Below are 19503 nucleotides of genomic sequence, written 5' to 3' on the forward strand. Positions count from 1 at the left end.
CAAGCTATTTTACCGCATTTTTGCGCTGGATACAAGACCCAACCGAAAGATTTTGTTGTGCTGGCGGTGATTTTGGATTATACTAAAGAGGCAAACCCGCAAAACAGGAGGTTTTTTGGATGGATCTGCAGGGCAAATGCGTCCTTTTGGGCGTTACCGGCGGTATTGCCGCCTATAAAATGGCAAATGTGGCCAGCGCACTCAAAAAGCTGGGGGCGGACGTGGAGGTCATTATGACTGAGAACGCCACCCATTTCATCACCCCTCTCGTCTTTGAAACGCTGACCGGCCACAAGTGCATGGTGGACACCTTCGACCGCGATTTCAAGTTCGAGGTCACCCACATCTCGCTGGCCAAAAAGGCAGATGTCGTTCTGGTGGCACCGGCCACGGCCAACGTCATTGCCAAAATGGCCCACGGCATTGCCGATGATATGCTCACCACCGTGGTGCTTGCGGCCAAGTGCCCCAAGTTGGTCAGCCCAGCCATGAACACCGGGATGCTGGAAAACCCCATCACGCAGGACAACCTCAGAACGCTGGAGCACTACGGCTTCACGGTCATCCCCTCTGAGAGCGGGGTGCTGGCCTGCAAGGATGTGGGCAGCGGCCGCCTGCCCAAGGAGGATGTGCTCATCGAGTACATCCTGCACACCATCGCCCGGCCCAAGGATCTGGCCGGTGTCCGCATCGCTGTGACCGCCGGGCCCACGCAGGAGCCGCTGGACCCCGTGCGCTACCTGACCAACCACTCCACCGGCAAGATGGGCTATGCCATCGCCCGGGCCGCCGCCATGCGGGGAGCAGAGGTCACCCTCATCCACGGCCACACCGACCTGCCGCCGGTCCGCTTCACCACCGATGTTCCCATTACCACGGCGCAGGATATGTACGATGCCGTGACCAGCCGCTTTGAGGAGATGGACGTGCTGGTGATGGCTGCCGCCGTGGCAGACTACCGCCCCGTGACGGTGGCAAGTGACAAGATCAAGAAAAAGGACGGCGACCTCTCCATCCCTGTGGAGCGCACCGCCGACATTCTGGGTACCATCGGCCCGAAAAAGACCCACCAGTTCCTCTGCGGTTTTTCCATGGAGACCCGGGATATGGTGGAAAACTCCACGGCCAAGCTGACCCGGAAGAATCTGGACATGGTGGTGGCCAACAACCTGAAGGTCGCCGGGGCCGGTTTTGGGGTGGACACCAACGTGGTCACCTTCATCACCCCCGACGGCACCCGGGAGCTGCCCCTGATGAGCAAGGCCGATGTGGCCGATGCCATTCTGGATGAGATTTTGAAGCGCAGAGGTTTATAAAAACTTTTATCCCTCTCCGTCAACCCGGCGGAGAGGGTTGTTTTTGTAAGAAAAACGTTCACTTTACCCTGCTTTTACAAAAACATTTTTCAAAATCCGGGCAAATCACTTTCCAAAAGTGCAATTTTGATGTATTCTATTCCTATCCGCTGTTCAGGACCACTGTCCGCGGAGGAACCACAAACGAAAGAGGGGTGCGCACAGATATGCTGAAATATCTGGCAAAACGCATCGGGCGTTCCATCCTGACGCTGTTCGTCATTGTAACGCTCGTGTTCTGCCTGCTGCGGCTGATGCCGGTGGAAGGCTACTTTGCAAACTACGAAAAAATGACCGAGGCCCAGATCCAGGCGGGCCTGCAGTCCATGGGCCTGCTGGATCCGCTGCCGGTGCAGATTGGCCGCTTCTGGTGGAATGCCCTCCACGGCGACCTGGGCGTGAGCCATATTTATAAGGTAAATGCCTCGGTCACCGGCATCCTGGCCAAAAAGCTGCCCATCTCCATCCAGATGGGCGTGTTTGCCATGCTGCTGAGCCTGGTCATTGGCATTCCCATGGGCCTGCTGATGGGCCGGTTCAAGAACCGCTGGCCGGATAAGATCGGCACCGCCATCATCGTGCTCATTCAGGCTGTGCCTGCCGCCGTGTATTACCTTTATATTCAGATGTACGGCACCACCGCCCTGGGCGTGGGCCTGCTGTTTGATGCCTCCGACTGGCGGTACTGGGTGCTGCCGGTCTGCTCCATGAGCCTGGGCAACGTGGCATTCTATGCCATGTGGCTGCGCCGCTACATGGTGGACGAGAGCAACAAGGATTACGTCCGGCTGGCGCTGGCCAAGGGCGTGAGCGAGAGCAACATCGCCCTGCGCCACATCTTCCGCAACGCCATGGTGCCGCTGGTGCAGTATATTCCCTCTGCCTTCCTGAACACTGTGGTCGGCTCCATCTACATCGAGAGCCTGTATTCCATCCCCGGCATGGGCGGCCTGCTGGTCACCTGCGTCCAGCGCCACGACAACACCATGGTGCAGGGCATCGTGCTGCTGTACGCCTGCGTGGGCATCATCGGCCTGATCCTGGGCGATCTGCTCATGGTGCTCATCGATCCCCGCATCAGCTTTGGCAAGAAAGAAGGTGGCCGATAATGCTGTTCCACATGAAAGATCACAAGGCAGCTGTTCTGGAAAACGACCTGAACAAGCTGCAGAAGGACGGCCCCGCCGCTTGGGCCGACCTGCCCGAGGACGAGCTGTTCACCCCCGCCGGGTTCAGCGAGGAGCGTGCCGAGGCCACCTCCTACTCCAATTACAGCTATTGGGGCAGCACCTTCCGTGCTTTCTTCAAGAATAAGATCGCCGTGGCCCTGCTCATTGCACTGGTGTTCGTGGTGGGCTTTGCCTTTTTGCAGCCTTATCTGCCCGGTCAGGCAGATCCCAATCTCTGCCAGGTAGACTCTACCACCGGTATCCAGTTCCGCAATATCGCCCCCGGGGAAGAGGGCTTTATCTGGGGTTCCAACGCCATCGGCCAGGACCTGTGGGCCCGCATCTGGGCCGGTGCACGCACCAGTCTGACCATCGCCTTCTTTGTGGCCCTCATCGAGGCCGTGGTGGGCATCACGGTGGGCGTGCTCTGGGGCTATGTCCGCCAGCTCGATTTCTTCTTCACCGAGCTGTACAACATCTGTGATAACATCCCCTCCACCATCATCCTGATCCTGATCTCCTATGTTGCGTCCCCCAGCATCCAGACCCTGATCCTGGGCATGTCCATCACGGGCTGGATCGCCATGGCGCGCTTTATCCGCAACCAGATCCTGATCATCCGCGACCGTGATTACAACGTGGCTTCCCGCTGCATCGGCACCCCCATCCGCCGCATCGTGCTGCGCAACCTGCTGCCCTATCTGGTATCGGTCATCATGCTGCGCATGGCCCTGACCATCCCCGCCGCCATCGGCAGCGAGGTGTTCATCACCTATATCGGCCTGGGCCTTTCTGTGGAAACGCCCTCTCTGGGCAACCTGATCAACGACGGCCGCAAGGTGATGATGCAGGCGGGCCTGCGGTACCAGCTGCTCTACCCCACCATCATCCTGAGCTTTGTCACCATTGCGTTCTACCTCATCGGCAACGCCTTCTCGGACGCTGCTGACCCGAAGAACCACCTGCAGTAAGGAGGGACAGAAGATGGAAAAAAATCAGCTCATCCTTTCTGTAAAGGACCTCAACATCAAATTCAACCTGCGCGGCAAGGTGCTGCATGCCATCCGCGGCATCGACCTGGATATCTACCACGGCGAAGTCCTTGCCATCGTGGGCGAATCCGGCTCCGGCAAGAGCGTGTTCACCAAGAGCTTCATGGGCCTGCTGGATGCCAACGGCTCCATCACCTCGGGCACCATTGATTATTACGGTGCCGATGACGGCAAGCCCATCCGCCTTTCCGACCTGAAAAAGGAGAAGGACTGGCTGAAGGTCCGGGGCCATGAGATCGCCATGATCATGCAGGACCCCATGACCAGCCTGAACCCCCTGAAGACCATCGGCGACCAGATCATGGAAGCCGTGGAGCTGCACCAGCATCTCAAGGGCAAGGCCGCCCGGGAAAAGACCCTGGAGTACCTGCGGGACGTGGGCATTGCTGACCCCGAGGTGCGCTTTGCGCAGTATCCCCACGAGTTTTCGGGCGGTATGCGCCAGCGCGTCGTCATTGCCATTGCGGTGGCCTGCAACCCGCAGATCCTGATCTGCGACGAGCCCACCACCGCACTGGATGTGACCATTCAGGCCCAGATCCTGCAGCTGCTCAAGGAGATGCAGGTCAAGTACAACCTGACCATCGTCCTCATCACCCACGATCTGGGCGTGGTGGCCAACATCGCCGACCGGGTGGCCGTCATGTACGCAGGTGACATCGTGGAGATCGGCACCTCCGATGAGATCTACTACGACCCCCGCCACCCCTACACCTGGGCGCTGCTGTCCAGTATGCCCCAGATGGGCATCAAAGGCGAGGATCTGTTCAACATTCAGGGTACACCCCCGAATCTGTTCACCGAGATCCACGGCGATGCCTTTGCCCCCCGCAACCCCCAGGCGCTGAAGATCGACTTTGTCAAGCGCCCGCCCTACTTTACGGTCAGCCCCACCCACAAGGCCAAGACCTGGCTGCTGGACCCCCGGGCCCCCAAGGTGGAACCGCCTGCCGCCGTCAAACTGTTGAAAGAGGAGGGGATGCAGGATGCCTGAAAATCGTGACATTCGCGTTTGCGAGGCAGCGAATACCCCAGTGGAGCGTTCGAGCGAAAAAACGGTCTTGCGCCAGCAAGATGGAGAGGCTTCGCCCCGGCAGGTCCTGCTTGAGGTCAAGGATCTGGAGGTGACCTACGGCTCCGGCCGCAAGGCCTTCAAGGCCGTGAACCGTGCCAACTTTGAAATTTACAAGGGTGAGACCTTTGGTCTAGTGGGCGAATCCGGCTCCGGCAAGACCACCATCGGCCGCGCCATCATGCGCATCCTGCCCACCTCGGGCGGCGAGATCCTGTACAAGGGTCAGAAGATCAACGGCAAGATCTCCCGCCAGCTGGACCAGCAGGTCATCAAGGAGATCCAGATGATCTTCCAGGACCCGCAGTCCTCCTTGAACGAGCGTGCCAAGGTCAGCTACATCGTGGGCGAGGGCCTGCAGAATGTCCGGCCCGACCTGACCGCCGCCCAGCGGGAGGAGAAGGTCCGGCAGGCACTGCTGGATGTGGGCCTGCTGCCTGAATTCGCCTCCCGTTTCCCGCATGAGTTCTCCGGCGGCCAGCGCCAGCGCATCGGCATTGCCCGCGCCCTGATCGTGGAGCCTGAGTTCATCATTGCCGACGAGCCCATCTCCGCTCTGGATATGTCCATCCGCGCCCAGGTGCTCAACCTGCTGCGCCATCTGCAGAAGGAGCGCGGCATCACCTACCTGTTCATCGCCCACGACCTCTCGGTCATGCGGTACATTTCGGACCGCATCGCCGTCATCCACAAGGGCGATATCGTGGAGCTGGCCGATGCGGAGGAGCTGGTGACCCATGCCATCCACCCCTACACCCGCAGCCTGCTCTCCGCCATCCCCATGCCCAACCCCAGGCTGGAGCGGAAGAAAAAGCTGCTGGTCTACGACCCTGCCATGCACGATTACACGCAGGAGGCTCCCCAGTGGCGGGAGCTGCGCCCCAGCCACTGGGTGCTCTGCAGCGAGCAGGAGGCCAAAGACTGGCTGGCTGAAATGTAAACTTTCTCTTGCGTTTTTTGGCAAAGTTCGCCCTTTGTTTCTTGACATTTCCACCCTGCTCTACTACAATAGCTCTTGTACGTATTGTGTTGTTTTTAACAAACGGACGAAATTTAAGACCCCATTGAATCTGGCTGCCCCGGCTGCGGGTGCAGTGACTGCTCAAAGGACAAAGGACAATTTATGACAACATCCAACACCCCGATTTACGCTTCCCAGGCACGTCCCTGGCTGAAATTCTACGATCAGAAGTACATTGACCAGACCATGCCCGCCTGCACGGCGTTTGAGCTCGTCTGCCGGCAGAACAAGAACCGGCTGGGCGAGACCGCACTGGAATACTATGGCCGCAAGTTCACCTACGCTGATTTTATCGTCAACGTCAAAAAGACAGCTGCCGCCCTGCGGGCCGCGGGCCTGAAAAAGGGCGATATCGCCACGGTGGTCAGCGTGATGACCCCGGAGATCATCTTTGCGTTCTATGCCGCCGACATGATCGGCGCGACTCTGAACCTGGTGGATCCCCGTTACAGTGTGGAGGGCATCCGTGAGTACATTGAAGAGGTGGATTCCCACCTGCTGATCTGCCTGAATGTGGTGTATGAGCGCTGCCATCAGGCTGCCAAGCGCACCCATGTGGAACATGTGGTGGTGCTCTCCCCGGCCGATTCCCTGCCGCTGCCTCTGGCGCTGGGTTACAAGATCCAGAATCTCGACAAGAACAAGTATCACTCCAATGTCATCCACTGGAAGCAGTTCCTTGCTGCCGGGAAGGACGAGAGCATTGCCGCGGAGCCCTATGACCCGGAGCACGCCTGCGTGGTGGTGCACACCGGCGGCACCACCGGTTCCCCCAAGGGCGTGATGCTGACCGATAATAACTTCAACGGCATCGCCATGCAGTTCTCTGCCTGCGACACGCTGTTCTCCAAGGGCCAGTCCCTGCTGAACATCATGCCCCCCTTCATTGCCTACGGCTTTGCCTGCGGCGTACATCTGCCGCTGACGCTGGGCATCAAGGTGGTCATCGTCCCCAACCTCGACCCCAATAAGCTGGGCAGCCTGATCTGGAAGTACAAGCCCGAACACATGTTCGGCGTGCCCTCCCACTACCAGCAGCTGGCTGTTGACCCCAAGCTGCAGAACAAGGATCTCTCCTTCATCCGCAACTATGCCGCGGGCGGCGATGCCATCGCCCGGGGTGCCGAACAGACGGTCAACGACTTTCTGGCCGCTCACAACGTGGAATTCCCCATTGCCAAGGGCTACGGCATGACCGAGGCATCCTCTGCTGCCACCGCTGCTGCCGGACAGAACAACAAACCCGGCAGCGTGGGCCTGCCGCTGGTCAACACGCTGGTGTCCGCCTTTGAGCCGGGCACCGACACGGAGCTGCCCATCGGCCAGCGGGGCGAGCTGTGCATCTCCGGCCCCGGCGTTATGAAGGGCTACTACAACAAGCCTGCCGAGACCGCCGCCATCCTGCGCACCCATGCAGATGGCCGGGTCTGGGTGCATACCGGTGACATCGGCTATCTGGACGAGGACGGCTTTGTCTATCTGGACAGCCGGATCAAGCGGCTCATCATCCGTCACGATGGCTTCAAGGTGTTCCCCTCCATGATCGAAAATGTGGTCAGCCAGCATCCCGCCGTGCATCAGTGCTCTGTGGTGGGCTGCGTTGACAAGGATCATGTGCAGGGCCGCCTGCCTTTTGTCTATCTGGTGCTTGACCCTGCGGTTCCCGCCGCCAAGCGCAAGCAGATCATCAAGGAGCTGCGCCAGCTCTGCATTGAGGAGCTGCCCGAATATGTCCAGCCCGTGGGGTACAAGATCATCCCCGAAATGCCCCTGACACTGGCCGCTAAATTTGATTATCGCAAACTGGAAGAAGAGATCACTCCCCGCGATTATTAAGCAGAATAATACACATTGGAAAGGATTCGTGACGACACCATGAAAAAGAAACTGATTGGCCTGGCCCTCTCGGCCGCCATGCTGTTCTCTGTCCTGAGCGTTCCGGCCTTTGCAGCCGTCCCGGAAGAGAGCGCTGACCCCGCTCTGACCACTGAACAGACCGCCGCAGAGGATGAGAACTGTTTCTTCACCTCCAGCAGCACCGAAGAAGAGAAGGAGCCCAACTCCATCACCTATGTTGCCCTGGGCGACAGCATCTGTGCCGGCATCGGCCTGACGAAGGTGCAGTATTCCACCAACCTCACCGGTGTGGATGTTTCCTTCAACTTCAAGGGCTACCCCGAGACCTGCTATGTGGGTCAGGTGGGCAAAAGCCTGAACCTCGACCGGGATCATGCCATCAATCTGGGCCTGCCCGGCGTGATGAGCAAGGATATGCTGGAGCTGGTCAAGACCGGCACCATGGCCGAGATGAACACCCTCTCCGGCTGCCAGTACAATTACCCTGAGTTTGTAGATTACATCAAAAGTGCCGATGTTATCTCCATCCAGCTGGGCTCCAATGATGCTTTTGTGCCCACCGTGGTCTCCTTTGGCGAGGCCACTAACTGGAAAAGTGAGGACCTGGCTTCCATCGTGCTCAGCGGCAACCTGCGCAGCAGCAGCAAGGAAACCGAGGACGCACTGAACGAGAGCCTGAAAAAGCTCAGCCTGACCCGCAGCGAGAAAGATGCCGTCTGGAACCTGTTCTTCTCCGGCATGAACAAGATCTGCGAGAACGCTTATCCCGAGAGCAGCAGCAACCTGCGCCAGATCGTGGCGACCGTCAAGGAACTGAACCCTGATGCCCAGATCCTGATCATCGGTGCCACCAACCCCGTGCCCCTGCTGCCCAGCTGGAGCAACTACTTCAGCAAGCTGAACAACTACGAAAAGCAGCTGGCCGATGTTTACGGTGCCACCTACGTTTCCATCCCCTTTGCTCAGACTGAGCTGGATGGCCACCCCACCGTCTCCGGCCACAAGTACATCGCCGACAAGATCGTCAAGGCCATTGAGGCCCAGCAGTAACCCCCGGATAAGAAAAATCCCCGCCGTCGCAAGACAGCGGGGATTTTTCTTATCCCATATTACTTTTCGTAGTCCTGGGGCAGTTCGTTCTTGGGGTCACGGTCCATCAGGGAGCGTACCGCCTCGGCTGCGCTCATGCCCTTGTTCACAACAGCGTTCACGGTCTGAACGATAGGCATTTCCACCTGATACTTGGCGGCAAGTTCCAGCGCGGCAGGCAGGGCGTTCATGCCCTCAACCACCATGCCCACCTCCTTCACGGCCTGCTCCGGGGTCTCACCCTTGCCGATGAGGATGCCGGCCCGGTTGTTGCGGCTGTGCATACTGGTGGCGGTCACGATCAGGTCACCGATGCCGGCCAGACCGGCAAAGGTGTGGACATTGCAGCCCATGGCCACACCCAGCCGGGCAAGCTCGGCAATGCCGCGGGTGATGAGGGCGGCGCGGGCGTTGTCGCCATAGCCCAGGCCGGTGGAGATGCCCACGCCCAACGCAATGACATTCTTCATGGCACCGCTGAGCTCCACACCCTTGATGTCCTCATTGGTGTACACACGCATGACGTTGTTGGTGAACACCGTCTGCACGAATCTGGCCGCTTCCATATCCTTGCTGGCCGAAACGATAGTGGTGGGCAGGTCGATCGCCACCTCCTCGGCGTGGGTGGGGCCGCTCAGGGCCACCAGACGCACCCCCTTGGGGCCGCCCTCTTTGCCCAGCTCATCGGCCAGGATCTCCGTCATGGTGAACAGGGTATCCTTTTCAATGCCCTTGGCAACGTCCACAATGATCTGACCGTCCGGCACAAAGGGCCGGGCCTTGGCTGCGGTGGAGCGCACGAACACCGACGGCACCGCGAACAGCAGGATCTCCTTGTCCGTGCACACCTCTTCCACGCTCTTGGTGAACTTCATCTCTGCCGGAATGGTCATGCCGGGCAGATTGGGGTGGACCCGGGTGGTGGAAAGGTTGTCGATCTCCTGTTCCAGCGCCGACCACACGGTCACATCATTGCCGCTCACCGTCAGCATCCGTGCCAGAGCCATGCCCCAGGTGCCTGCACCCAGAATACCAATTTTATGCTTCATTGTGTTTTGTCCTCCGTATGCGCCGGGCTGCTTGTGTGCCCGGCCTGTTCCCCGCGCTTCCTGCACGGGGCCTGTCTGATTCCATTTTACACGAAACATCGTACCGCGTCAACTCCTTGCCAGTCTGCACAAAGTTAATCCGTGTTTTCTTTTGTTTTTGGCCAGAGTGAAGGATTTTCGCCAATGGATTGCACTTGTCTCCATTTCATGCTATAGTATTTTGGTAGGAATTGTAGGATATGCTCTTGACCTGAGCCATAGTTTAAGGTGTATCCCAAAGATATTCCACCGTTTTTTTGTCAATAAGGAAGAAAAACATGTTTGAAGCACTTCTTACCAACCGCACGGTCAGCGTGCTGTGGGAGGCCCTGCCCCGCATCCTGACGGCAGGCCTGACCATGACCATTCCCCTGACCCTGATCTCCTTCAGCCTTGCCATGGTCATTGCAGTGGCTGTTGCGCTGGTGCAGTACGCCAATGTTCCGGTGCTGCGCCAGATTGCCCGGTTCTACATCTGGGTCATCCGGGGCACACCGCTGCTGGTGCAGCTGTTCATCATCTTCTACGGCCTGCCCAGCCTGGGCATCATGCTGGATGCTTTTCCGGCAGCCGTCATCGCCTTTGCTTTCAACGAGGGTGCCTACTGCGCCGAGACCATGCGCGGCGCGCTGGAAAGCGTGCCCCAGGGCCAGCTGGAGGCCGGTTCCTGCGTGGGCATGACCTGGTGGCAGATCATGCGCCGCATCGTTCTGCCGCAGGCCCTGCGCACCGCTGTGCCCTCCCTGTCCAACTCCCTCATCAGCATGATCAAGGACACCTCTCTGGCCTCCAACATCACGGTGGCAGAGTTGTTCATGGCAGGCCAGCGTGTGGCAGCCCGCACCTACATTTTCCTGCCCATCTACTGCGAGGTGGCTGTGGTCTACCTGCTGTTCTGCACCATCATCACCAAGCTGCAGGCGCTGGTGGAGCGGCAGCTGAACGCGCACGGTTTCCAGTGAGAAAGGGGTGGACGGTATGGCCATGTTAGAGATCAAAGACATCCACAAAACATTTTACACCTACGATGACAAGCCCCGTTTCCACATCGGGCCTTTCCCGCGCGGCAATGCCCGCCGGGTGCGCAGCGCGCTGCACGTCCTGAACGGCGTGGACCTGAGTGTGGAAAAAGGAGATGTTGTTGCCATTCTGGGCCCTTCCGGCTCCGGCAAGACCACCCTGCTGCGCTGCCTGAACTTTCTGGAGACCGCTGACAGCGGCACTCTGGTGTTCGACGGCGAATCCTTCGATCTTGGCAGGATCTCCCGGGCCGACATTGCCCGCCTGCGCAAAAAAACGGCCTTTGTGTTCCAGAACTACAACCTGTTCCGGAACAAGACCGCCCTGCAGAATGTGACCGAGGGCCTGATCGTTGCCCGCAGGATGCCCAAAGAGCAGGCGGATGAGATCGGCAGACGGATGCTGGAAAAGGTCGGTCTGGCCGACCGGGCTGACTACTATCCCCGCCAGCTCTCCGGCGGACAGCAGCAGCGCGTTGCCATTGCCCGCGCCCTCGCCACCGACCCGGAGATCATTTACTTTGACGAACCCACCAGTGCCCTTGACCCGGAGCTGACCGGCGAGGTGCTCTCGGTCATGCGGAAGCTGGCCGAGGAGGGCATGACCATGCTGGTGGTCACCCACGAGATGGGCTTTGCCCGCAACGTCTCCTCCAAGACGGTATTCATGGAGAACGGCGTGGTGGTGGAGCAGGCCCCTTCCCACGAATTCTTTGCCCACCCCCGCGAGGAGCGGACCCGGGAGTTCCTGCGGAAGATCGAGCACACAGCATAAGGAACGGACGACGGGGAGCTTTCCACGCAAATGCTTCGGGCCATTCCATCGCCCGCCCTATTGCCTTCGGCAACAGGGTCCCACCCCAGCGGAACATTTGCTTAGGAAACTCCCCGCCGTCCTCCTGATACAGCTTTTTCTATGAAAGGATCTTAACTATGAAGCGCAGAACTTTTATTTCGATGATGAGTGTCATGGCCGCCGCCGGCGTTCTGACCCTGTCCGGCTGCTCCAACAGCAGCACCTCCACCGCCGCAAGCTCCGGTGCATCCTCTGCTGCCGGTTCCGCTGCTGACCAGCTGGCTGCCATTCAGGCCAGTGGCAAGCTGATCGTGGCACTGGAGGGCGCATGGCAGCCCTGGAGCTACCATGACGAGAGCGACACTCTGGTGGGCTATGATGTGGAGGTTTCCCGCGCCATCGCCGAAAAGCTGGGCGTGGAGCCGGAGTATGTGGAGAGCGATTGGGACAGCCTGTTCGCCGGTCTGGACGCTGGACGCTTTGACATGGTCTGCAACGGCGTGGAGGTCACCGACGAGCGCGCCCTGACTTATGATTTCACCACTCCCTACGGTTACATCCACACCGCTCTGGCCGTCCGCAAGGACAACGACGAGATCAAGACCTTTGAGGACCTGAAGGGCAAGACCACTGCCAACAGCCTGGCTTCCACCTACATGGAGCTGGCTGAGAGCTACGGTGCCACCGTGCAGGGCATCGACACCCTGGAGGAAACCATCCAGCTGCTGGCTGCCGGACGCATTGATGCCACCCTGAATGCGGATGTCTCCTTCTACGATTACCTGAACGTCCATCCGGATGCCGACTTCAAGATCGTGGCCCAGACTGAGGATGCCTCCCACGTTGCCATCCCCCTGCGCAAGGGCGACAACAGCGCCACCCTGCTGGAAGCCGTCAACAACGCCATCGATGAGCTGCGCGCCGACGGCACCCTGAAGGAGCTAGGCGAGAAGTACTTCGGTCAGGATATCTCCTCTGAGAACTGAGCTTTCCCTGAATACGCCAGGAGGGCGGCTGCCGATGCAGCCGCCCTCCTTTTGTTATGCGTGAAAATAATCATAGATGGTCTGTGCCAGCTGGGGGCCAACGCCGGGGGTATTTTCCAGCTGGTCGGGGGTGGCCTCCCGCACAGCACCCACGCTCTTGAACTGTGTCATCAGGGCCTTGGCCGTTTTGGGGCCCACGCCGGGCACCTCGGTCAGGGTGGAGGAATAGCTCTTCTTCCGCATCTGCTGCTTGCGGTAGGCATTGGCAAAGCGGTGGGTCTCGTCCTGGATGGCCGTGATAAAGGTGAATGTCCCCCGGTTCATATTGATGGCGATTTCCCGGCCCTCACTGTCCACGATGGCGCGGGTGCGGTGATGGTCATCCTTGACCATGCCGTAAAGAGGCACATCGGCCAGCGAAGTGCCTGCCAGTGCCGCCTTGGCCGCGCTGACCTGCCCCCGGCCGCCATCCATCAGCAGCAGGTCCGGCTTCTGCCCGAAATAATTATCGCTGCCCTGACCCTGTGCGGCCAGCGCGGCGTATTTCTCATACTCTGCCGCCCGCCGGGACACCGTCTCGGCCAGCGAAGCGTAGTCGTCCGTCCCCAGCACGGTCTTCATCCGGAACTTCCGATACCCGGCTTTGTAGGGCTTGCCATCCCGGAAGGTAACCATGCCGCATACGCTGGTGCCATCACCCCAGTTGGAGATATCGTAGCTCTCAATGGTGCGCGGCGGCTTGGAAAGCCCCAGCACCTGCGCCATCTCATCCAGCAGCTTTTCCTCACGGGCGTAGCGGCCGCTCTCCCGGGCCAGCCGTTCCACCGCGTTGGTGTGGGCCATCTCCACCAGATGGGCCTTATCGCCCCGCTGGGGCACATAGAGCTGTACCTCACTGCCCCGCTTTTCGTTCAGGGCCTGCTGCAGCGCTTCGCTGTCCGGCGGCAGCTCGTCCACGGCAATGATCTTTGGGATCTGCTCATCGTCCAAATAATACCGGGGCAGAAACTCCTCCCGCACGGCGGCAATATCCGCCGTATCGTGGAAAAGGAACTCCCGCTTATCGGTCAGCCGCCCCTCCCGGAAGCGCAGGACCGCCGCGCAGACACTGCTGGGGGTACCGGCCAACGCCACCACATCCATCTCCACCTCCGGGTCCACCACGACCTTCTGGCCCGCTGTCACCTTGGTGATGGCGTTGATCTGGTCGCGGAGGAGGGCCGCTGTCTCAAATTCCAGCCGGTCAGAGGCTTCCAGCATCCGCTCGTTCAGGGTCTTGAGAATTTCCTTTTTGCCGTACCGGATCAGATGCACCGCGTTTTTCACGGCCTGATTGTAGTTCTCGCAGCTGATCTTGCCGCTGCATACGGCCATGCACTTGCCGATATGGGCATTCAGGCAGGGCCGTCCCTTGCCGATATCCTGGGGGAACCGCTTGCTGCACCGGGGCAGCAAAAAGGCATCCAGCGCGGTCTCGGCCATCTGCCGGGCCGCAAAGGACGAGGTATAGGGGCCGATGTATTCCGCATCATCATCCTCCTTTTGCAGCACGAAGGAAAGGCGGGGCCAGGCTTCCCGGGTCACCTTGATATAGCTGTAGCCTTTGTCATCCTTCAGCAGGATATTGTATTTGGGGGTGTGCGCCTTGATCTGGCTGGCTTCCAGCACCAGCGCCTCGAACTCGCTCTGGCAGACGATGACATCAAACGCATAGGCGTGGGCGATCATCTGGCTGACCTTGTTGTCGTGGGGCACCCCCTCGCGGAAATACTGGCTCACCCGGATGCGCAAACGCTTGGCTTTTCCGATATAGATGATGGTATCGCTTTTGTCACGGATGATATACACACCGGGCAAAAGCGGCAGCATACAGGCTTTCTGATACAGTTCTGCTTTGGTCATGGCAGCTCCTTGGTAAAACAAAAAGCGGCAGGAAACATCCCGCCGCCTCAAAAATCAAAGGCTCGAATTACTCTGCAAAGCCAGACTCGACCAGCTTGATCAGGCCATCAACAGCAGCCTGCTCGTCTGCGCCGTCAGCGATGATGCGGATGGTGGTGCCGCCCACGATGCCCAGAGACAGAACGCCCAGCAGGCTCTTAGCGTTCACGCGGCGCTCTTCCTTCTCGACCCAGATGGAAGACTTGAACTCGTTAGCCTTCTGGATAAAGAAGGTAGCCGGACGAGCGTGCAGACCAACCTGATTTTCAACGGTAACTTCTTTGACGTACATAGTAAAACGCTCCTATCTATTATCGTTCTCGGGAATTCGATTTGTTTCTTGCCTGTTGCGTTGTACCTATTTTAGCGCAAGCCGAAACCAATGTACAGCCCCAGAACGCATTTTTGGCGGTTTTCCCAATGATGAGGGGGGTCTTTTTCACCTTTTATACAAAGATAACAAAATTATTCCCCCAGTGTTGGCCGGGTAATACAAAAGTTTTCAACTTTTTTTCGACCTTCGACAGTTTCCCGGCCCGTTCGACCCTGTTTTCAGCCCTGATAGCGCATTTCCAGCACCTGACTGGGGCGCACCACCAGCGGGTCTTTGGCCGGGTCGAATTTCTCCTTTGCGCCCACTACCTGCCAGCCCATGCGGCGGTAAAGAGCCAGTGCCCGGGTGTTGGTGTTCAGCACCGTAAGCACCGGGTGCTCATGCTCCGGCAGCTTCTTCCGGGCGAAATCCAACATCTTCTGGCCGATGCCCCTGCCCCGGGCGCTCTCCGTCACAAAAAGGTGCTCCACCTGCCCGGTCTTATGGTGTACGCTGACCGTGGCATCCGGCACATCCTTGGTATAGTGGAGGTAGCAGACCCAGCCTTCCTGCTTTTCCTGCTGCAGCTGCGGCAGGAACATCTCCGGGGTCAGGGCATCCAGCGCTTCCTGCACCCAGCCCCCGGCACAAATGCTCCGGCGGCCCTCCGCAAACAGCTTTGCGGCAGCCTCCATCTGCTCGGCGGTCTTGACCAGCCGGGCATTCTCGCCCCGCTTCCACTTGGGGATCTCGGTCAGAGGATGGGTCTCACACCACTGCTCGTAGAGCTCCGGGCGGCGCAGACGGGTGCGCTCCCGGCTCTGCTGCCCCCGCCAGGCATCGATCTTCTGGTGGTTGCCCTCCAGCAGAACGGGCGGCACAGCACGGCCCTCCCAGACCTCGGGCCGGGTGTACTGGGGGTACTCCAGCAGGCCGTCCCAGTAGCTCTCCTCCTCGTAGCCCTTCTGCTCGGCCAGAACGCTGGGCTTCAGGCGGAGGACGCTGTCTGCCACCACCAGGCTGGCCAGCTCGCCGCCGGTGAGGATATAATCGCCGATGGAGATCTCCTCGTCCGCAAAGGCATCGATCACGCGCTCATCAATGCCCTCATAGTGGCCGCAGACCAGGGTCAGGTTGTCGTACTGGGCCAGCCGCCGGGCGTGCTCCTCGGTATAGCGCTGCCCACCTGCCGTCAGGAATACTATATGCGGCGCAGGCCGTCCCTGTTCCTGCACTTCCTTCTGGACTGCCCGCAGGCAGTCGGCAATGGGCTGGGCATAGAGCACCATGCCGCAGCCGCCGCCATAGGGATAGTCGTCGGTCTGCTTCTGTTTATTCAGGGTGTAGTCCCGGATCTGGTGGCAGTGGGTCTCAATATATCCCTTTTTGGCAGCGCGGCCGATGATGCTGGAATCCAGCACCTGCTGGCACATCTCCGGGAAAAGGGTCACGATGTCCACACGCATCCCCATGGCTCACTCCTCCTCCCGCTCACTGTCAAAATCGTCATCCAGCAGGCCCGGGATGGGGGTGACAAGGAGATAGCCCTCCGGCGGGTTGCGCTCTTTCAAAAAGGCATCCACCCCGGGGAACATATATTCCTTGCCGCTGGGGGCCTTGACGGTGTAGATATCCTGTGCGCCGGGGTGATCCACGCTGGTCACCACGCCGTACACCTTGCCGGTATCGGCATCCCGCACTTCGCACCCGATGAGGTCGGCCACATACCACTTGCCCGCAGGCAGGGTGGCATCATCACGGTCAAAGTAGAACACCTGCCCCCGCAGGGCACGGGCGGCATCCATATCGCTGACCCCTTCCAGCTGGAGCAGGGCCATCTGCCCCTGGGGGCGGATGGAGGTGATCTTGTAGCACCTGCCGCCCTGGGGGGTGGTGTACAGGCGGCCCACCTTTTTCAGAAAGGCCACGCCGTCACACCACAGCTCCAGCTTCATCTCGCCGCGCACACCGTGGGTGGTCACCACCTTGCCGGCTTCCAAGTATTTCTGCATTGCTTTTACTCCTTTAGCATCCTCACCCTCTCCGTCATTGCTACGCAATGCCACCTCTCCCGAGGGGAGAGGCCTTGGCAGTCACCACAAAGTTTCTGGTTTTGCCAAGGGCTCCCCCTTTGGGGGAGCTGGACGCGAAGCGGCCTGAGAGGGTGAGCTGCCTAATAATACAAAAAGGCCCCTTGCCTTGCGGCAAAGGGCCCGTAGGGTGCTCAGTCGATCTCAACAAGGACCTTTTCATCGACCCGCACAGCAGCCGCGCGCATCACCACACGAATGGCTTTTGCGATCCGGCCCTGCTTGCCGATGACACGGCCCATATCTCCCTCTGCCACGCTCAGGTGGTAGACGATGGTGCCGTCCTCGCGGGGCTCGTCCACCGTGACCTTGACGGCTTCCTTGTCCTCCACGAGACCGCGGGCAACTGCCAGCAACAGCTCCTGCATGAGTCAGCCCTCCTACTTACAGAATGTTGGACTTCTTCAGCAGAACGCGGACGGTATCGGTGGGCTGTGCGCCGTTGGCGATCCAAGCCTTGGCCTTCTCAGCGTCGATCTTCACCTCAGAGGGCTCCTGGTTGGGATCGTAGGTGCCGATCTCCTCGATGAAACGGCCGTCGCGGGGGAAGCGGCTGTCAGCAACAACAACACGATAGAAGGGAGCCTTCTTAGCGCCAACGCGGCGCAGACGAATCTTAACTGCCATGGTAAATATCCTCCAAAAATGTTTGTGCCCCGTTTCGGGGTTTGATTAAATCTATCTGTACAACCCCTGCGGGGTGTATACCATTGTTATTTGAAGCCGCGGAAGGCATTGGGGTTGCCCATCATGCCGCCCAGGCGGCGGGCAAAGCCCTTGGGGCTCTTCTTGAACTGCTTCATCATCTTCTGCATCATCTCAAACTGCTTGAGCAGCTTGTTGACATCCTCCACCCGGGTGCCGCTGCCCGCTGCAATGCGGCGCTTGCGCTTGGGGTTGATGATGGAGGGCTTTTCACGCTCTTCCTTGGTCATGGAATAGATCATGGCCTCGATGCGGTCAAAGGCTTTCTCGTCGATCTGGCTGGCATCAATGCCGGACATGCCGGGCATCATGCTCAGCATGGCACCTGCACCGCCCATCTTGCGGATCTGCGCAAACTGGGCCAGCATGTCGTTCATATCGAACTTGTTTTCCATCATCCGCCGGGCGGTCTCTTCTGCGGCCTTTTCATCGGCGGCATCCTGCGCCTTCTCAATGAGGCTCAGCACATCGCCCATGCCCAGGATGCGGCTGGCCATGCGGGAGGGATGGAACACTTCCAGATCGTCCAGCTTTTCGCCAGTGCCCTGGAACTTGATGGGCTTGCCGGTAACGCTCAGCACCGAAAGTGCCGCGCCGCCGCGGGTATCGCCATCGGTCTTGGTCAGGATGATGCCGTCGATGCCCACCGTCTCGTTGAAGGTCTTGGCAACATTCACAGCGTCCTGGCCTGCCATGGCATCCACCACCAGCAGCGTCTCGTCCACGGGGACAGCTTCCTTGATCTGCACGAGCTCCTGCATCAGGACCTCGTCGATCTGCAGACGGCCGGCGGTATCCAGGATCACGATGTCGTTGCCGTAATCCCTGGCGTGGGCCAATGCCTTGCGGGCGATCTCCGGGGGCTTGGCACCCGGCAACGTGAACACCGGCGCACCTGCCTGCTTGCCCACCACCTGCAGCTGGTCAATGGCGGCGGGGCGGTAGATATCGCAGGCCACCAGCATGGGGCGGCGGCCCTGCTTGATGAAGTATTTGGCAAGCTTGGCTGCGTGGGTCGTTTTACCGTTGCCCTGCAGGCCGCAGAGCATGATGATGGTCTGACCCTTGTTCTTGACGATCAGGCGGGGGGCTTCCTCGCCGCCCATCAGGGCAACGAGCTCCTCGTTGACGATCTTGACCACCTGCTGGGCGGGGGTCAGGCTCTCCATGACCTCCTGACCCATGGCACGCTCGGAGACCTTGGCACAGAAATCCTTGGCAACCTTGTAGTTGACATCGGCTTCCAGCAGGGCCATCCGCACCTCGCGCATGGCGGCTTTGATGTCGGCCTCGGTCAGCTTGCCGTGGCCGCGCAGCTTTTTGAACACACCGGCAAGGCGGTCGGTCAAAGATTCAAATGCCATGTTCGGTGCTCCTCTCAAAATAGTAATGGTGTCAGCTCTCGTTGACTTCGTCGATGGAGCGGATCAGCCCCAGCATCTTGTTCAGCGTTGCTGCATACTCAGTGGTGGTGAGCCTGGCATAGGGGCCGGTGCACTCGAACCGCGCGTCAATGACCAGCTGTTCCAGCTCCTCCAGCTTTTCCTGCACCCGGCGGTAGCGGCCTGCAAAGCCAACCTTGGCTTCCAGCTCTTTCAGGGTGGTCTCGCCATGCTTGATGGCATCCCGTGCGCCCTGACGGGTGATCCCGAAGTTTTCCCCGATCTCACTGAGGGAGAGGTCGTCGTTGTAATACTGGTTCAGCATCTCGCGCTGCTTGGGCGTGAGCACCTCGCCATAAAAATCGAGCAGATAGCCCATTTCAAAGTCTTTTGCCATGATGCGTTCTGCCCTGACCTCCATTTGTTGTAAAGTTTATTTGCTTTACATACGGAGTATAGCAGACATTCTTTTCCTTGTCAAGGCTTTTTTCCATCACTCTGCTGATTTTTCGGCAGATTTTTCTCCATTTTGTCCAATTGCGGCTTGACGCTGGGCACAGGATGCGCT

At 59.3% G+C, this 19503-nt stretch carries 19 protein-coding genes; 10 read left to right on the plus strand and 9 right to left on the minus strand.

All coding sequences use genetic code 11. From position 1 onward, the window contains the following. Nucleotides 1-119: 119 nt before the first annotated feature. The 7 genes from coaBC (at nt 120) to MTP40_RS11525 (ending at nt 8576) form a co-directional block, all read left to right on the plus strand. Nucleotides 120-1316: a bifunctional phosphopantothenoylcysteine decarboxylase/phosphopantothenate--cysteine ligase CoaBC gene (gene coaBC / locus MTP40_RS11495; RefSeq protein WP_005931764.1), complete on the plus strand. Its 1197-nt coding sequence runs from the start codon at nt 120-122 to the stop codon at nt 1314-1316. 206 nt (nt 1317-1522) lie between these two features. Then, a complete protein-coding gene (locus tag MTP40_RS11500) occupies nt 1523-2464 on the plus strand; it encodes an ABC transporter permease (protein WP_005931767.1) in 942 nt (313 codons plus the stop codon). Then, nucleotides 2464-3495 (plus strand): ABC transporter permease, encoded by a 1032-nt coding sequence (locus tag MTP40_RS11505; protein ID WP_005931769.1) that lies wholly within the window; start codon nt 2464-2466, stop codon nt 3493-3495. Before MTP40_RS11500 ends, MTP40_RS11505 begins: the two co-directional genes overlap by 1 nt. Nucleotides 3496-3508: 13 nt before the next feature. Next, nucleotides 3509-4570, plus strand: coding sequence for an ABC transporter ATP-binding protein (locus MTP40_RS11510; RefSeq protein ID WP_097771486.1), 1062 nt, complete (start codon nt 3509-3511; stop codon nt 4568-4570). Next, complete coding sequence (locus tag MTP40_RS11515) at nt 4563-5588, plus strand: ATP-binding cassette domain-containing protein (RefSeq protein ID WP_249259406.1); 1026 nt, start codon at nt 4563-4565, stop codon at nt 5586-5588. The genes MTP40_RS11510 and MTP40_RS11515 overlap by 8 nt, the downstream gene beginning before the upstream one ends. 183 nt (nt 5589-5771) lie before the next feature. Further along, complete coding sequence (locus MTP40_RS11520; RefSeq protein WP_249259407.1) at nt 5772-7505, plus strand: class I adenylate-forming enzyme family protein; 1734 nt, start codon at nt 5772-5774, stop codon at nt 7503-7505. A gap of 39 nt (nt 7506-7544) precedes the next feature. Further along, on the plus strand, nt 7545-8576 hold the full coding sequence (locus MTP40_RS11525) for an SGNH/GDSL hydrolase family protein (protein ID WP_249259408.1): 1032 nt from the start codon (nt 7545-7547) through the stop codon (nt 8574-8576). 59 nt (nt 8577-8635) lie between these two features. Here the strand turns inward: MTP40_RS11525 and MTP40_RS11530 are convergent, their stop codons facing one another. Further along, nucleotides 8636-9664, minus strand: coding sequence for an NAD(P)H-dependent glycerol-3-phosphate dehydrogenase (locus MTP40_RS11530; protein WP_117535829.1), 1029 nt, complete (start codon nt 9662-9664; stop codon nt 8636-8638). 317 nt (nt 9665-9981) lie between these two features. Here MTP40_RS11530 and MTP40_RS11535 point away from each other — a divergent pair, with 317 nt between their 5' ends. The 3 genes from MTP40_RS11535 to MTP40_RS11545 all read left to right on the plus strand — a co-directional run bounded on the left by MTP40_RS11535 (nt 9982) and on the right by MTP40_RS11545 (nt 12504). After that, nucleotides 9982-10665: an amino acid ABC transporter permease gene (locus MTP40_RS11535; RefSeq protein ID WP_005931789.1), complete on the plus strand. Its 684-nt coding sequence runs from the start codon at nt 9982-9984 to the stop codon at nt 10663-10665. A 16-nt stretch (nt 10666-10681) separates the two neighbouring features. After that, a complete protein-coding gene (locus tag MTP40_RS11540; protein WP_117476736.1) occupies nt 10682-11497 on the plus strand; it encodes an amino acid ABC transporter ATP-binding protein in 816 nt (271 codons plus the stop codon). Nucleotides 11498-11655: 158 nt separating this feature from the next. Further along, a complete protein-coding gene (locus MTP40_RS11545) occupies nt 11656-12504 on the plus strand; it encodes a transporter substrate-binding domain-containing protein (protein ID WP_249259409.1) in 849 nt (282 codons plus the stop codon). 54 nt (nt 12505-12558) lie between these two features. Here the strand turns inward: MTP40_RS11545 and uvrC are convergent, their stop codons facing one another. The 8 genes from uvrC to MTP40_RS11585 all read right to left on the minus strand — a co-directional run bounded on the left by uvrC (nt 12559) and on the right by MTP40_RS11585 (nt 19332). Further along, nucleotides 12559-14406 (minus strand): excinuclease ABC subunit UvrC, encoded by a 1848-nt coding sequence (uvrC, locus tag MTP40_RS11550; RefSeq protein WP_249259410.1) that lies wholly within the window; start codon nt 14404-14406, stop codon nt 12559-12561. Between the two features lie 67 nt (nt 14407-14473). Then, complete coding sequence (locus MTP40_RS11555) at nt 14474-14737, minus strand: HPr family phosphocarrier protein (protein WP_005920365.1); 264 nt, start codon at nt 14735-14737, stop codon at nt 14474-14476. Between the two features lie 260 nt (nt 14738-14997). Continuing rightward, nucleotides 14998-16230 carry a tRNA (guanosine(37)-N1)-methyltransferase TrmD gene (gene trmD / locus MTP40_RS11560; protein ID WP_249259411.1) on the minus strand — a complete coding sequence of 411 codons (1233 nt, stop codon included), beginning with the start codon at nt 16228-16230 and terminating at the stop codon, nt 14998-15000. A 3-nt stretch (nt 16231-16233) separates the two neighbouring features. Then, nucleotides 16234-16770 (minus strand): ribosome maturation factor RimM, encoded by a 537-nt coding sequence (gene rimM / locus MTP40_RS11565; protein WP_035393747.1) that lies wholly within the window; start codon nt 16768-16770, stop codon nt 16234-16236. A gap of 212 nt (nt 16771-16982) precedes the next feature. Beyond that, on the minus strand, nt 16983-17216 hold the full coding sequence (locus MTP40_RS11570) for a KH domain-containing protein (protein ID WP_005934928.1): 234 nt from the start codon (nt 17214-17216) through the stop codon (nt 16983-16985). A 16-nt stretch (nt 17217-17232) separates the two neighbouring features. Next, nucleotides 17233-17475 (minus strand): 30S ribosomal protein S16, encoded by a 243-nt coding sequence (gene rpsP / locus MTP40_RS11575; protein WP_035394752.1) that lies wholly within the window; start codon nt 17473-17475, stop codon nt 17233-17235. A gap of 86 nt (nt 17476-17561) precedes the next feature. Further along, nucleotides 17562-18917 (minus strand): signal recognition particle protein, encoded by a 1356-nt coding sequence (ffh, locus tag MTP40_RS11580; RefSeq protein WP_227612756.1) that lies wholly within the window; start codon nt 18915-18917, stop codon nt 17562-17564. A gap of 31 nt (nt 18918-18948) precedes the next feature. Continuing rightward, a complete protein-coding gene (locus MTP40_RS11585) occupies nt 18949-19332 on the minus strand; it encodes a sigma factor-like helix-turn-helix DNA-binding protein (RefSeq protein WP_035394754.1) in 384 nt (127 codons plus the stop codon). Nucleotides 19333-19503 lie beyond the last annotated feature (171 nt).

This window comes from Faecalibacterium sp. IP-3-29, assembly GCF_023347335.1.
Classification (GTDB): domain Bacteria; phylum Bacillota; class Clostridia; order Oscillospirales; family Ruminococcaceae; genus Faecalibacterium; species Faecalibacterium duncaniae.

Bases quoted from the DNA above. Each gene is read 5' to 3' on its own strand.
- coaBC (WP_005931764.1), top strand. From the start codon at position 120: ATGGATCTGCAGGGCAAATGCGTCCTTTTGGGCGTTACCGGCGGTATT.
- MTP40_RS11500 (WP_005931767.1), top strand. From the start codon at position 1,523: ATGCTGAAATATCTGGCAAAACGCATCGGGCGTTCCATCCTGACGCTG.
- MTP40_RS11505 (WP_005931769.1), top strand. From the start codon at position 2,464: ATGCTGTTCCACATGAAAGATCACAAGGCAGCTGTTCTGGAAAACGAC.
- MTP40_RS11510 (WP_097771486.1), top strand. From the start codon at position 3,509: ATGGAAAAAAATCAGCTCATCCTTTCTGTAAAGGACCTCAACATCAAA.
- MTP40_RS11515 (WP_249259406.1), top strand. From the start codon at position 4,563: ATGCCTGAAAATCGTGACATTCGCGTTTGCGAGGCAGCGAATACCCCA.
- MTP40_RS11520 (WP_249259407.1), top strand. From the start codon at position 5,772: ATGACAACATCCAACACCCCGATTTACGCTTCCCAGGCACGTCCCTGG.
- MTP40_RS11525 (WP_249259408.1), top strand. From the start codon at position 7,545: ATGAAAAAGAAACTGATTGGCCTGGCCCTCTCGGCCGCCATGCTGTTC.
- MTP40_RS11530 (WP_117535829.1), bottom strand. From the start codon at position 9,664: ATGAAGCATAAAATTGGTATTCTGGGTGCAGGCACCTGGGGCATGGCT.
- MTP40_RS11535 (WP_005931789.1), top strand. From the start codon at position 9,982: ATGTTTGAAGCACTTCTTACCAACCGCACGGTCAGCGTGCTGTGGGAG.
- MTP40_RS11540 (WP_117476736.1), top strand. From the start codon at position 10,682: ATGGCCATGTTAGAGATCAAAGACATCCACAAAACATTTTACACCTAC.
- MTP40_RS11545 (WP_249259409.1), top strand. From the start codon at position 11,656: ATGAAGCGCAGAACTTTTATTTCGATGATGAGTGTCATGGCCGCCGCC.
- uvrC (WP_249259410.1), bottom strand. From the start codon at position 14,406: ATGACCAAAGCAGAACTGTATCAGAAAGCCTGTATGCTGCCGCTTTTG.
- MTP40_RS11555 (WP_005920365.1), bottom strand. From the start codon at position 14,737: ATGTACGTCAAAGAAGTTACCGTTGAAAATCAGGTTGGTCTGCACGCT.
- trmD (WP_249259411.1), bottom strand. From the start codon at position 16,230: ATGGGGATGCGTGTGGACATCGTGACCCTTTTCCCGGAGATGTGCCAG.
- rimM (WP_035393747.1), bottom strand. From the start codon at position 16,770: ATGCAGAAATACTTGGAAGCCGGCAAGGTGGTGACCACCCACGGTGTG.
- MTP40_RS11570 (WP_005934928.1), bottom strand. From the start codon at position 17,216: ATGCAGGAGCTGTTGCTGGCAGTTGCCCGCGGTCTCGTGGAGGACAAG.
- rpsP (WP_035394752.1), bottom strand. From the start codon at position 17,475: ATGGCAGTTAAGATTCGTCTGCGCCGCGTTGGCGCTAAGAAGGCTCCC.
- ffh (WP_227612756.1), bottom strand. From the start codon at position 18,917: ATGGCATTTGAATCTTTGACCGACCGCCTTGCCGGTGTGTTCAAAAAG.
- MTP40_RS11585 (WP_035394754.1), bottom strand. From the start codon at position 19,332: ATGGCAAAAGACTTTGAAATGGGCTATCTGCTCGATTTTTATGGCGAG.